10 protein-coding genes are annotated in these 13026 nt (G+C 71.1%); 2 read left to right on the top strand and 8 right to left on the bottom strand.

What is annotated here, in order from left to right; genetic code table 11:
- Positions 1–23: 23 nt before the first annotated feature.
- From creD to O9280_RS01190, 3 genes are all read right to left on the bottom strand, one after another.
- Positions 24–1361: a cell envelope integrity protein CreD gene (creD, locus tag O9280_RS01180; RefSeq protein WP_298337805.1), complete on the bottom strand. Its 1338-nt coding sequence runs from the start codon at positions 1359–1361 to the stop codon at positions 24–26.
- Between the two features lie 123 nt (positions 1362–1484).
- Complete coding sequence (locus O9280_RS01185; RefSeq protein ID WP_298337808.1) at positions 1485–5075, bottom strand: condensation domain-containing protein; 3591 nt, start codon at positions 5073–5075, stop codon at positions 1485–1487.
- 172 nt (positions 5076–5247) lie between these two features.
- On the bottom strand, positions 5248–5775 hold the full coding sequence (locus tag O9280_RS01190; protein ID WP_298337811.1) for an RcnB family protein: 528 nt from the start codon (positions 5773–5775) through the stop codon (positions 5248–5250).
- Positions 5776–5982: 207 nt separating this feature from the next.
- Here O9280_RS01190 and ettA point away from each other — a divergent pair, with 207 nt between their 5' ends.
- Both ettA and pyrF read left to right on the top strand, forming a co-directional pair.
- On the top strand, positions 5983–7644 hold the full coding sequence (gene ettA, locus O9280_RS01195; RefSeq protein ID WP_298337814.1) for an energy-dependent translational throttle protein EttA: 1662 nt from the start codon (positions 5983–5985) through the stop codon (positions 7642–7644).
- A 4-nt stretch (positions 7645–7648) separates the two neighbouring features.
- The gene (gene pyrF, locus O9280_RS01200; protein ID WP_298337817.1) at positions 7649–8494 is read left to right on the top strand and encodes an orotidine-5'-phosphate decarboxylase; all 846 of its coding nucleotides are present in this window, start codon (positions 7649–7651) and stop codon (positions 8492–8494) included.
- Here pyrF and O9280_RS01205 read toward each other — a convergent pair.
- The 5 genes from O9280_RS01205 to O9280_RS01225 are packed head-to-tail and all read right to left on the bottom strand — an operon-like array spanning position 8485 to position 13025.
- The gene (locus O9280_RS01205) at positions 8485–9351 is read right to left on the bottom strand and encodes a glycosyltransferase family 2 protein (RefSeq protein ID WP_298337820.1); all 867 of its coding nucleotides are present in this window, start codon (positions 9349–9351) and stop codon (positions 8485–8487) included. The genes pyrF and O9280_RS01205 overlap by 10 nt on opposite strands.
- Positions 9348–10196 (bottom strand): class I SAM-dependent methyltransferase, encoded by an 849-nt coding sequence (locus O9280_RS01210; protein ID WP_298337823.1) that lies wholly within the window; start codon positions 10194–10196, stop codon positions 9348–9350. Before O9280_RS01210 ends, O9280_RS01205 begins: the two co-directional genes overlap by 4 nt.
- Positions 10193–11059: a glycosyltransferase gene (locus O9280_RS01215; RefSeq protein ID WP_298337826.1), complete on the bottom strand. Its 867-nt coding sequence runs from the start codon at positions 11057–11059 to the stop codon at positions 10193–10195. The genes O9280_RS01210 and O9280_RS01215 overlap by 4 nt, the downstream gene beginning before the upstream one ends.
- A complete protein-coding gene (locus O9280_RS01220; RefSeq protein WP_298337829.1) occupies positions 11056–12255 on the bottom strand; it encodes an ABC transporter ATP-binding protein in 1200 nt (399 codons plus the stop codon). Before O9280_RS01220 ends, O9280_RS01215 begins: the two co-directional genes overlap by 4 nt.
- Positions 12252–13025 (bottom strand): ABC transporter permease, encoded by a 774-nt coding sequence (locus tag O9280_RS01225; protein WP_298337831.1) that lies wholly within the window; start codon positions 13023–13025, stop codon positions 12252–12254. Before O9280_RS01225 ends, O9280_RS01220 begins: the two co-directional genes overlap by 4 nt.
- Position 13026 lies beyond the last annotated feature (1 nt).

The following is a 13026-nucleotide window of genomic DNA, read 5'->3' on the forward strand; positions in this document are numbered from 1 at the left end:
TCGAATGCAGGCCGGGGCGGTCTTCACGGCACCGGCGGCGGTGCGCTGCCGAGCTGGGCCCAGTCGATGCGCCGGGTCAGCACCATCGTGGCGGCCAGCACGCCGAAGAGCAGCACCGCCCCCAGCAGCAGGGCGTGGTCCTCGGACTGCAGCAGGCCATAGAGCGCGCCGTACAGGGCGCCCAGCAGGGCTGCGAGGCCCAGGCCGCGCCTCGCCCCGCCCAGCACCCCGCTCAGGTAGTAGCCGATGAGGGCGATGCAGGCCCCGGCGGCCAGCGCGTAGGCCAGGCCGAAGCCGACGTGCTCGGCCAGGGCCAGCAGCAGCAGGAAGAACAGGGCCAGCGCCAACCCGACCAGCAGGTAATGCAGGGGGTGCACGGCCGCCCCACGCAGCACTTCCAGCAGGAACACGGCGCCGAACACCAGCCCGAGGAAGAGCAACGCGTATTTGATGGCGCGGTCGGTCATCAGATAGCGATCAACCGGGTCCAGCAGCTCGAGGCTCACCGCCGTGGCGTCGAGCCCGGGGCAATGCGACTCCGGCCCGCAGGCGGCGAGGCGCTGCGGCGCCTGGCTGGCCAGCGAGGAGAGCCGCCATTCGGCGCTGAACCCGTCGGCGCGGACCTCACGCTGCACCGGCAGCGCGAAGCCGGCGAAGCGCGGGTGCGGCCAGTCGCCCGACAACCGCCAGCGGAAGTCTTCGGCCACGGGCAGCCACGACAACTGGCTGGTGCCGGTGAGTTCCAAGCTCGCCGCCGTTTCGATGACCGCGCCGGGGGTCGCCACGCCCGGCACGGCGGCCTGCACGCCCTCAGGGAGCCAAGCCACGCCGGTGCCCGGCTCCGGCTGCAGGGCACGGCCATTGGCCTTCACCGTGAGCGCGGTGATGCCGCGGTTGTCGCCAAGGCCCAGCACCCAGCGCGCATCGCGGATGCGCATCGAGAGCTGTCCGGGCACTTCGCGCAGCGCCGGCACGCGGAACCGCGCGCCGATGTCGGCCTTCTGCTGGAAGATGCGGGCGTCGAACAGGCCGCGCTGGCGGGTCTCGGTGCCAAGCGTGGCGTTGACGTCGACCTCGTCCGCCGCCACCAGCAGGGTTTCGACCTCGGTGTAGTCGACCGGCTGCGAAGGCGCACGCTCATGGCTGCCGACGCGCTCCATCCGCCGCACCACGCGCTCGATCTCGAGCCGCAGCAAGGGCGCCGTCACGCGCTGCGCGTTCGCACTGGCCTGCGCGATGTCTGCGACGACCTCGGCCGCGCGCTGCTGGCGTTCGTCGACCAGCCCGTCCAGCAGGGCGAGGGGGATCAGCAACAGCAGGATCAGGCCGCCGATGGCCAGCAGCTTGCGTCCAAGACGCATGGGGCACCTCCAGGATTCACGGGAGGGCGCAGCGTGGGTGGGCGGCGCGGCGATCCGTCGCCCGCCGCCGGGCGGCCGGCGGGCGAATTCAGGCGCGGTCGGGCAGGCGGTGCCGATCCAGGCTCACGGCGGCCCTGCGCGCCCGGCACCCGCCTGCCAGAGTTCGGCCGCCAACCCACGCAGACTGCTGCGCGCCATTGCCACGAGCGACAGGCGAACGCCGAATTCGTCTTCCACCATCCGTGCGTAGCGCAGCGCGAGCAGGGAATGGCCACCCGCATCGAAGAAGCTGTAGTCCGCCTCGGCATCGGGCAGCAGCTCCCGCGCCAGCGCGGTCAGGCGCTGCGTCAGGGCATCGATGGCCGCCTCGTCCACGGCGCCACCCACGATGCACGGCGACGGATCGGCCGCATGGTCCGCCATGGCGGACACCGTTTCCTCGTCGACCGCTGATCGGAGCAGACGATCATCGATCGCATAGGCCTCGATCGGCAGCTCCGGCGAGGCCACGGCCTGGGCAAGCAGGTGCAGGTAGGCCTCGACGAAAGCCTCCGCGCGGGCGCGATCGAAACGGTCCTCGGCGTACTCCAGGTGCACCTGCGCGAACACGTCGAGGTCGACGCTCAGCGACAGGTCGAACTGGGCGCCGCCGCGGTCGAAATCGAAGGCCTCGATGGCATGCGGGCCGAGGGCAAGGGTGTCGAACGGCACGCTGACGAGGTTGAACATCACGTTCGCCAGCGGCATGTCGCCGGCGGTTCGGTCCGCCGACAGCCGCGCCACCAGCTGTTCGAACGGGGCGTCCTGGTCGGCGTAGGCCTCGAGGGCGACGGCGCGGACGCGCTGGAGCAGCACGTCGAAGCGCGGATTGCCGGCGAGCTCCGTGCGCATCACCACCGTGTTCACGAACGTGCCCACCAGCCCTTCGACGTCGAGGCGATGGCGGTTGGCGATGGGCGTGGCCACGGCCACGTCGCCCTGCCCGCTCACGCGGGCCAGCAGCACCTGGTACACCGCCAGCAAGGCCATGAAGGGCGTCACCCCGCGTCGCCCGCACAAGGCCTTCAACGCCCCTCGCAACCCGGCGTCCAAGGCTGTGGTCACGCGGCCGCCGTGGCCGCTGGGGGCACCGGTGCGACGGCGATCGGCCGGCAGGTCGACCGGCGCGACGCCCTGCAGCCGCCGCGACCAGCGTTCGAGCTGCGGCGCCATCGCCGCCTCCCGATCGGGGGAACGCTGCCAGGCAGCGAAATCGAGGTAGTCGAGGCGCGGCAAGGGCCGCGCGCGATAGGCGTCGAGGTCGACATACGCCGACGAAAGCTCGCGCAACAGCACGCCGAACGACCACAGGTCACCAATGGCGTGGTGGATCGCCCACAGGAAGGCGTGCTCGTCGTCGGCGAGCCGGACGAGATGCGCGTGGTGCAGCGGGGCCTGCGCGAGGTCGAAGGGTTGGCGGATGCGCGCTTCGAGCCACGCGCGGGCGGCGTCGTCCCGCGCCGGGGGCGCGAGCGCCGAAACATCGTGGAGCGCCATCGGCGTCGCGAAGGGGGCACCGAGGCGCTGGCACACGTCGTCGCCGTCGACGGCAAGGTGGCTGCGGAATACGTCGTGGCGGTCGGCCACCGCCGCCAGCGCCGCGGCGAAGCGCGGCACGTCGAGCCGGCCGCGGATGCGGAAGGCGAAAGCCATGTTGTACGCGGTGGTGCCCGGCGTGAGCTGTTGCACCAGCCACATGCGCCGCTGCGAGAACGAGGTCGGGGCCCGCTCCCGCGACGCGAGGCGTGGAATGCACGCCTCGGGCACCACGGCGCCTTCCGCGCGACTTGCGGCCTCGATGCCGGCGGCCATGCCGGCGAGATCCGCCTGCGCCAGCACCCAGTCGACGCCCAAGGCCACGCCGAAGCGTTCACCGATCCGCGAGGCGAGCTGGGTGGCACGCAGCGAGTCGCCGCCGAGGGCGATGAAGGCATCGCCCCGCCCCACCCCCTCCACGCGCAGCAGCTCACGCCACAGCTCGACCAGCGCCGCTTCCACGCCGGGCGTCGGCAGGGCGTCCTCGACCGCTGTCGAGGCTGCACCCGCATCGACATGCAGGACGGTGAGCTCGCCGGCGAGATAGGCCTCGCGGCAGGCGCTCCGACGGATCTTCCCGCTGGACGTGCGAGGCAGGCTGCCGCTGCGCACGAAGACAACCGCGGCCAGCGGCAGGTCGAAGGCGTCGGCCACCGCGCGCCGGACCGCCTGCGCGAGGGGGCCCGGCTCCGGAACCGTCCGCTCGAGCTCCTGCACCAGCACCGCGCTGTCACCGTCCTCGCCGGCGACGGCGAACGCCGCGCCGTAGCCCGTGCGCATCGCCGCATCGACGGCCTGCGCGCACCATTCGATGTCCTGCGGATGCAGGTTGCGGCCGCGAACGATCAGCAGGTCCTTGAGACGCCCGGTGACGACCAGTTCGCCGGCCACGAGGAGCCCGAGGTCGCCGGTGCGCAGGAAGGGGCCCTCGCCCACGGCATCGAAGGCCTCGAAGGTCTCAGCACTGAGCGCCGGATTCCCCCAATAGCCACGCCCCACGCTGTCGCCCGCCACCCAGATCTCGCCTTCGACGCCCTCCGCGCAACCCCGTCGCGACTCGGGATCGACGATGCGGACGCGCATGCCGGGCAAGGGCCGCCCGCAGGAGACCAGCGCACCACGACCGCTGCCGGCGCCCACCTTCACACCGACGCCCGGCGCCACCGCGGTGATGGCCAACACGGCCTCGGCCATGCCGTAGGCGGGCGTCATGACGCCGGCCGACAGTCCGAGCGGCGCGAAAGCCTCGAGGAAGGCGGCCATCGTCGGCGCGTGGATGGGTTCCGCACCGCAGCTCATCGAACGCAGGTGGCGAAGATCGCCCTGCCATCCAGGGTGGGCCGAAAGCGCGCGCACGCAGGCCGCATACGCGAAGTTCGGCGCCCCGCTGTGGGTGATACCAAGACGAGCGATCGCGTCGAGCCAACGCAGCGGCCGGCGCAGGAAGGCCATCGGCGACATCAGGTGCCCGGTCGCCCCGACACACACCGGCAGCAGCACGCCCTGCACCAGCCCGTAGTCATGGTGGTGCGGCAGCCAGCTCAGGATGCGGCTCTCGGCGTCGATTCCCGCCGCCGTGCCGATGGCGCGGCACTGTGCCAGCACGTTGTACGAGTCGATCACGACGCCGCGCGGCGTTCGCGTCGAGCCGGAGGTGTACTGCAGGTACACGGTGGCATCCGGATCGCTGGCCGCTGCGGTTGCCGGAAGGCTCCGTTCGGCCTCATCGGCGGCGTTGGAGGCCATCGCGAGAAGGAACGTTTCCGGAAGCCCGTCCGTCGTCGCCCAACGCTCGGCCAGCGTGGGAGGGAGCACCACGCAGGCGGCCTGGGCATCGAGCGCGATGGCGCGCAGCCGGGGTGCCGCGTTCTTCAGCCTTGCGGCATCGAGGGACGGCACGGGCACCGCCACGCGCCCGGCGAGCACGCAGCCCCAGAACGCCACGACAAAATCGAGGCCGGGGGGAAGCAACAGCAGGACGCGATCACCAGCAGCCGAGACGTCGGCCAGTCGAGCGGCGAATGCGGCCGCACGGCCCGCCAAGGCGCGGCCAGACAATGCCGAGGCCGGGCGACCGTCGTCGTCCAGATCGATATAGATCGGTGCATCAGGGGCCGCGTCGCATCGCGCGATGAACACGTCCGCGAGCGAACGGGCCTCGGTGAGCGAGGGGGCATTTCGTCCTTGAAACACGGGGGAAGCACACAGCGGACGGGAGGTGGGTCACTGTCCCCTCCGGCCCGGCCCGGGGTCAAGAAATGCGTGATGGAATTCGCAATTTCCTGTCAACCGCCGACATGCGACGGCAATCTCAATTGCCGAAGACCACGTCCGCGATGATTCCGCTGGCGATCGCCACCAGCAGCCAGTCGCCGCGGTCGTCCCGGCGCCAGTGGTAGCCGCGGGGCGGGTGGCGAAGGCCGAAGCGATCGTAGTCGACGACCACGTAGGTCGGCGCCCAGCCGTAATCGTGGATGCGGTGCCCGCGCGCCCAGCGCGGCGGGCCGTAATGCCGCGGCGGCGGGCCGTAGCCGTAGGCCGGCAACGGGTAGACCTCGCGGTAGACCACCCGGCCCCGATGGTCGCGTCGCCAGTCGCGACGGTCGTCATGGCGCTCCCAGCGGCGGTCCCAACGGCGATCTGAGCGGCGATCCCAGCGACGGTCGTCGCGGCGGCCGTCCCGGTAACCCTGCCGGTAGTCGCGATCGTCCCAGTCGCGATGCTCGTAGCGGTGGTCGTACCCGCGGTCACGGCGCCCGGCGTCGGCCGGGGAGGACGCGAGCATCGCGGCGCCAAGCAGGATCGCGGCGGCCAGTCGGGGGAAGGTGGCGAGAGTCATGCGGAGCCTCCGTGGGGTGCATCGAGGGGGTGCGCATCGAGCATCGGCGGCGTCGGCTGAATCGATTCTTGCCAGCCGCCTGAACGGCCAGCGGCGTTCAGCGCGCGGCCGGGGCCCGACGGGCCTCCGGTATACTCGCGCGGTCCCCGTATGCCCCCTCCCGCCGCCGGCGCCGCCGCGGCCGGGCGCGTCTGAATGGAGTGAGACATGCAGTACATCTACACCATGAACGGTGTTTCGAAGACCGTTCCGCCGAAGCGCCAGATCATCAAGGACATCTCGCTGTCCTTCTTCCCCGGCGCGAAGATCGGCCTGCTCGGCCTGAACGGCGCCGGCAAGTCGACGGTGCTGCGCATCATGGCCGGCGTCGACAAGGACTTCGTGGGCGAAGCGCGCCCGCAGCCCGGCATCAAGGTGGGTTACCTCGAGCAGGAACCGCGCCTCAATCCGGAGCACACCGTGCGCGAAGCCGTCGAGGAAGGCCTCGGCGAGATCTTCAGCGCGCAGGCGCAGCTCGACGCCGTCTACGCGGCCTACGCCGAAGAGAACGCCGACTTCGACAAGCTCGCCGCCGAACAGGCGCGGCTCGAAGCCATCCTCGCCGCCGGCGACGCGCACCAGGTCGAGCAGCAGCTGGAAGTGGCCGCCGACGCCCTGCGCCTGCCGCCGTGGGATGCCATCGTCGGCAAGCTCTCCGGTGGTGAGAAGCGCCGCGTCGCGCTCTGCCGCCTGCTGCTGCAGAAGCCCGACATGCTGCTGCTCGACGAACCCACCAACCACCTCGACGCCGAATCGGTGGAGTGGCTGGAGCAGTTCCTCGCCCGCTATGCGGGCACCGTGGTGGCCGTCACCCACGACCGCTACTTCCTCGACAACGCCGCCGAGTGGATCCTCGAACTCGACCGCGGCCGCGGCATCCCGTGGAAGGGCAACTACACGCAGTGGCTCGAGCAGAAGGACGAGCGGCTGAAGCAGGAAGAGAACTCCGAGAAGGCGCGCCAGAAGGCGATCCAGAAGGAACTCGAGTGGTCGCGGCAGAACGCCAAGGGCGGCCGCACCAAGGGCAAGGCGCGCCTCGCCCGCCTCGAGGAGCTGCAGTCGGTCGACTACCAGCGCCGCAACGAGACCAACGAGATCTTCATCCCGCCGGGCGAGCGTCTCGGCCAGAACGTCATCGAGTTCAAGAACGTCACCAAGGCCTACGGTGACCGCGTGCTGATCGACGACCTCAGCTTCATCATCCCGAACGGCGCGATCGTCGGGATCATCGGCCCGAACGGCGCCGGCAAGTCGACGCTGTTCCGCATGATCACCGGGCAGGAAAAGCCGGACAGCGGCACGATCACGATGGGCTCGACGGTGAAACTGGCGTACGTGGATCAGTCCCGAGACAAGCTCGAGGGCAACCACAACGTCTTCCAGGAGATCTCGGGCGGCGCCGACATCCTCAACATCAACGGCGTCGAGATCCAGTCGCGCGCCTACATCGGCCGCTTCAACTTCAAGGGCCAGGACCAGCAGAAGATGGTCGGCTCGCTTTCGGGCGGTGAACGCGGCCGACTGCACCTCGCCAAGACCCTGCTGCAGGGCGGCAACGTGCTGCTGCTCGACGAACCGTCCAACGACCTCGACATCGAAACGCTGCGTGCGCTCGAAGACGCGGTGCTGGAGTTCCCGGGCTGCGCGATGGTCATCTCGCACGACCGCTGGTTCCTCGACCGCATCGCCACGCACATCATCGCCTTCGAAGGCGACTCGCACGTCGAGTTCTTCATGGGCAACTACCGCGAGTACGAGGAAGACAAGAAGCGTCGCCTCGGTGCCGACGGCGCCGCGCCGAAGCGCATCCGCTTCAAGGCGCTGAAGTAAGCCCATGGCCGCCGCGGCGACCGGTTTCAACGCGACGCTGGCGGCCCGCTGGGCCGCCTCGGGTTCCCTGCTCTGCGTCGGCATCGACCCGGAGCCGGGGCGCTACCCGTCGACGCTGGTCGACGATCCGGACCGCGTGTTCACCTTCGGCAAGGCGATCATCGACGCCACGGCCGAGTACGCCTGCGCCTTCAAGCCGCAGATCGCGCACTTCGCGGCGCAGGGCGCCGAGGACGCGCTGGAGCGGCTCATCGCCTACGTGCATGCCGCGCACCCCGGCATCCCGGTGATCCTCGACGCCAAGCGCGGCGACATCGGCAGCACCGCGCTGAACTACGCGCGCGAGGCCTTCGACCGCTTCCGCGCCGATGCCGTCACCGCCAACCCCTACCTCGGCAGCGATTCGCTGGCGCCCTACCTGGATCGCGCCGACAAGGGCGTGGTGGTGCTGTGCCGCACCTCGAACCCGGGTGCGGCCGACCTGCAGGACCTGCCGGTGGCCGGCGCCGACGGCGCGACGCGGCCGCTGTACCAGCGCGTCGCCGAGAAGGCCGCGCGCGACTGGAACACCCACGGCAACCTCTCGCTCGTCGTCGGCGCGACCTGGCCGGAACAGCTGGGTGAAGTGCGCGCGATCGTTGGCCCGTCCATTCCGCTTCTCGTGCCAGGCATCGGCGCGCAGGGCGGTGATGTGGAAGCGGTGCTGAAGCACGGCCTCAACGCCAATCGCACCGGACTGATCATCAGCAGCTCGCGCGCCATCCTCTACGCCAGCGGCGGCGCGGATTTCGCCGACGCCGCCGCGCGGGTCGCGCGGGAGACGCGGGACCAGATCAACCGCTACCGCTGAGCGAGACGTAGCGCGGCCAGCGGCCACGCCAGCAACACGAGCCGGGCGGCAAGCGCGGCCAGCACAAGCGGCGCCAGCCCAATCGCCGCACCCCGGGCTTCGAAGCGCCACCAGTAGCGCCACAGCCCGCGATGCTTGTGCCATTCGACGAAGAACGGCCGGGCACGGCTCGATACGCCACGGTGGTGCAGCACCGGCACATCGTTGGCCACCGCCACGACGAAGCCGGCGGCGCGCAGGCGCCGGCAGAAATCGAGGTCCTCGACATGCAAGCGGTAGCCGGTGTCCCAGCCGCCGATGGCATCGAAGGCCGCGCGTGGAACCAGCATCAGCGCGCCCGAACAGGCGTCAACCGGCTGCAAGGCGAGCATGTCGTCCGGCTCGACGTCGAGCGCACCGCGCCGGCCCGCGGCGAGCACCATCTGCCATAGCGAGAGGTCGCGACGGCGAGCCGCCGTGTCGCGTCGGCCGTCCGCATCGCGCAGGTCGGCCCCGAAAGCACCACACCGCGACAACGCCGCCGCGTGCGCGAGAAGGCGCGCCAGCGCACCGGCCGGCAACTCGACGTCGGGGTTCACGAACAGCAGCCACGGCGACGGCTCGCCGAGCGCCACGGCGAGGGCGCCCGCATTGCAGCCGGCGGCGAAGCCGGGGTTGCCGGGCTGGCGGATCAGGACGATGCGTGGATCGCCGGCAGCCATCGCCTCGACGCAACGCACGGTATCGTCGCGCGAGCCGTTGTCGACCACGCGCACGCTCGCCAGTTCCGGCTGCACGAGCAGCGCACGCAGGCAGGCGTCGATGGTGGAGGCGCTGTCGTAGCTGACGACGACGGCGTCGACGGCATTCGGGTTCAAGGGCCGTCCGGCAGTCCGGCGGCGCGTAGCCGTTCGCGCAGCGTGTGGGCGTAGCGATCGGTGAGCATCAACTCGCGGATGACCTGCTGGTAGTGGGCGAACACGCTCTGCTGCGCATCCGCGAAGCAGGACAGCGCCGGCAGGCCGGCCAGGGCCTCGCCGCGCTTCGCGCAAACCGCCACGTGGTACATCGGCAGCGCACGCATGCCGCCAAACACGTCCTCGCCGTCCTGCGTGTATGCCGTTGTAGCCCCGGTGCCGCCGTCGAGGCGCCACAGCATCGAGTGCGTGACCACGCGCTGGCCATACAGACGGTGGCGGGCGAAGTGCCGCGACAGCAGGGCCTCGAACTCCTCGCGGTACAGCTCGCGGACGTGGTGCGGATTCTGCTGGCCGGCGAGGTCGGTGTAGGTGTGCTTGTCCGGCGTGGAAATCACCAGCAGGCCTTCGGGCTTCAGCACGCGCTTGAAGGCCGCGAGCAAGGCGTCGTGCCCGTCCAGGTGTTCCAAGGTCTCGAAGCTGACGACGAGGTCGAGGCTGGCATCGGCGATGCCCTCCAGGCGCAATACGTCGCCCTGCTGGAAGCGCAGGCGCGGCCCGCCATAGCGCGACTGCGCGTGCGCGACCACCTCGGGCGCAAGGTCGATACCGACCACGGACGCGGCCGTGCGCGCCAGCAGCGCGGCACCGTAGCCCTCGCCGCTGGCGGCATCGAGCACGTGGCGACCGCGCGCCAGCTCCATCGCGAAGGCGTAGCGGTGCCAGTGCTCGTAAGCCATCTCGCGCGGCACCTCGGGGTGGTAGCGCTCCCCGGTAAAGGCCAGCGGCGGCGGTGCGTCGCTCATCGGAACAGGTCCCCCTGCGGGCTCTCGGCCGCCAGCATAGCGAGGGCGTCGGAAAGCCGCTCGCGGTCCCCGCGCAGCGGGTCGTCGAGGATGAAGCGGGCGATGCGCTCGTTGTAGCCCGGCCACCGGACGTTGAGCCGGCGCAGGTTCTCGCCGCCGGGGGCAAGGCCGGTCGCCGCGAACGAGGCGTGCCCGCGATGCACGACATAGGCGTCGTCGCAGAGGGCGTGGCGCCAGCCGTGGCCCTCGGCGCGCAGGCACCAGTCGTTCTCCTCGCCATAGCCCTTGCCGAAGGTTTCGGCGTCGAAGCCCCCCACCGCCCTCAGGGCCGCACGGCGCAGGTACATGCAGAAGCCGACGGCCGTGGGCAGCGTGGGGTAACGCGGCGTGAGCCGCGCCGCCGCGCGGGCAAGGGCCTCGGGGTCGTCCGGCAGCGGGTTCGGGGAAACGAAATTCGGGTACGAGACGATTTCGCCGTTGTTGCTCCACGGCGTCAGGCTGGCGAGGCGGGGGTCCGCGGCGGCGCCTGCGGCCAGGCGCAGAAGCCAGTCGCCCGCCGGCTCGGTGTCGGAGTTCAGCAGCACCACGTCGGCCTCGCCGGTTTCGGCGAAGGCGGCGTTGCAGTTGCCGGGGAATCCGAGGTTCTGTTCACGGCGCACCGTCGTGGCCGCCAGCCGCGTGCATCGGGCCCAATCGGCGATCAGCGCCGGCACGCGCGGGTCGGTGGAGGCGTCGTCGGCCACGTGGACGCGCGCGCCGGCCGGCAAGCTGCGGTCGAGCGCGGCGAGGCAGGCGTCCAGCACCTCGAGCGCGTTGAACACCGGCACCACGACGACCGGCAGCGCGGCGACCTTCGCGCTCATGGCGACTCCCAGCGGTGCGGCAGGCGCAGCAGGCCGAACTCGCGGCTCGCGCCGCCCACGCGGAAGGTGCGTTCCACGGTGTCGAACACGCGCAGGGCCTCAGGGTCCATCGCGTGCGCCCGCAGGCGGTAGTCGCCGGGCTGCAGGCGCACGTCCTCGAGCACCAGCTGGGCGCCCACCTGCCCTGACGAGCCGATCGGCCAGGCCTCGATGCCATCGATCTCGGTGCCGGTACCGAAGATCGCCGTGCCGTCGATGCGCGACAGCCCGACCAGCAGGTGCGGCCGTTCTCCGTGCCGGCTGCTGGCGCGCAGCGCGATGCGGATCGTGCCGCCTTGGGATGATTCCATGCCGTGCATCGCGACCTCCATGGCGTCGATACGGAAATCGCCGCCGGCCACGCTGGCCGCGCGATCCACGGCCTCGCGCTGCTCCAGCCACGCCTGATAGCGCTGCGTCACGTCGAAGGCGTCGCCTTGGGCCTCGATGCGGCCGTCCTTCAGCCAGATCGCGTGGCGGCAGAGCTTCTGCACGTGGTAGGTGCTGTGGGAGACGAGCAGCAGGGTGCCGCCCTCGGCGAGGTACTGGTCGATCCAGCGGATGCACTTCTTCTGGAAGCGCTCGTCGCCGACGGCCAGCACCTCGTCGGTGATCAGCAGGTCGGGGCGCGTTGCGGCGATCACCGCGAAGCCGAGACGCACCACCATGCCGCTGCTGTAGTGCTTCACCGGCTCGTCGAAGTAGCGCCCGATCTCGGCGAAGGCTTCGATCTCGGGCAGCTTGGCCGCCAGCGCCTCGCCGGCCAGCCCATGGATGGCCGCGGCCATGCGCACGTTGTCGCGGCCGCTGTACTCCGGGTGGAAACCCGCGCCGAGCTCCAGCAGCGCACCAATGCGCGCGTCGCTGACCACGCGGCCCGTGCTCGGCGTCAGCGTGCCGGTGATCAGCTTCAGCAAGGTCGACTTGCCCGCGCCGTTCTCGCCGACGATGCCGAGCGATTCGCCGCGGTGGATGGTGAGGTCGATGCCCGACAGCACCTCGACCTCGCGCAGGGGCGCGCGACCGAGCAGCAGGCGCCCGAGCGCGCTGAGACGATCACCACTGGCGCCGACGACGGGATAGCGCTTCGACAGGCCTTCGACGCGAACGAGCGGCGCTTCGCGTGGCACTGGCGGCGTCGATGCCGCGGCACTCACAGGAAATCCTCGATGTGGCGGCCGGCGCGACGCTGCAGGCCGAGCGAGAGCCCGAGCAGCACGACGGCCACCAGCGCCGACACGCCCAAGGCCGCCCAGGGCAGCGCGCCTTCGCCAGAGAGCCCGTGGCGGATCGCTTCGAGCGGCGCGACCAGCGGGTTCCAGCCGAGCGCCTCGGCGGTGGCCGCCGGCAGCTGGCTGCGCTCGTAGAGCACGGGCGCGAGGAAGAACCCGAGGCCCGTGAGCTGACCGACCAAGGCCGCGAGGTCGCGGACGAACACCTGCAGCAGCGCGGCGATGCGGGCCAGCGCCAGCGCCGTCACGGCCAGCACCGCCACGCCGCAAAGCGCGGCCAGTGCGCCGACTGCATCGAAGCGCAGGCCGAAAGCCACCAGCACGCCGAGCACCAGCACCAGCCCGGCGCCGTCGACGATCACGCTGCCGAGCACGCGCGCATGCACGTACAGCGACGGCGGCAGCGGTACGCGGGCGATGAGCCCCGCGTTGTCGAGATAGGCGGTGACGCCGCGGTTCACCGCGTTCGCGAACAGCAGCCAAGGGAACAGGCCGAGCGCGAGGAACATCGGGTACGGCAGCGCGCCGGACGAGGCGCGGGCCGGCAGCAGGGTGCCGAACACGAAGGCCAGCACGGCGAGCTGCGCGAGTGGCAACAGGCCGAGCCACGCGACGCCGAGGACGCTGCCCTGGTAGCGCTCGCGCCACTCGCGGGCGAGCAGTTCGCGCAGCACCGGGCCCGAAGCGAGCCGCATC

Source organism: Silanimonas sp. (genome assembly GCF_027531545.1).
Lineage (GTDB): Bacteria > Pseudomonadota > Gammaproteobacteria > Xanthomonadales > Xanthomonadaceae > Silanimonas.

Coding starts and splice junctions, on each gene's coding strand:
- pyrF (WP_298337817.1), top strand. CDS start 7,649: ATGGCCGCCGCGGCGACCGGTTTCAACGCGACGCTGGCGGCCCGCTGG.
- O9280_RS01215 (WP_298337826.1), bottom strand. CDS start 11,059: ATGAGCGCGAAGGTCGCCGCGCTGCCGGTCGTCGTGGTGCCGGTGTTC.
- ettA (WP_298337814.1), top strand. CDS start 5,983: ATGCAGTACATCTACACCATGAACGGTGTTTCGAAGACCGTTCCGCCG.
- O9280_RS01210 (WP_298337823.1), bottom strand. CDS start 10,196: ATGAGCGACGCACCGCCGCCGCTGGCCTTTACCGGGGAGCGCTACCAC.
- O9280_RS01225 (WP_298337831.1), bottom strand. CDS start 13,025: ATGCGGCTCGCTTCGGGCCCGGTGCTGCGCGAACTGCTCGCCCGCGAG.
- creD (WP_298337805.1), bottom strand. CDS start 1,361: ATGCGTCTTGGACGCAAGCTGCTGGCCATCGGCGGCCTGATCCTGCTG.
- O9280_RS01190 (WP_298337811.1), bottom strand. CDS start 5,775: ATGACTCTCGCCACCTTCCCCCGACTGGCCGCCGCGATCCTGCTTGGC.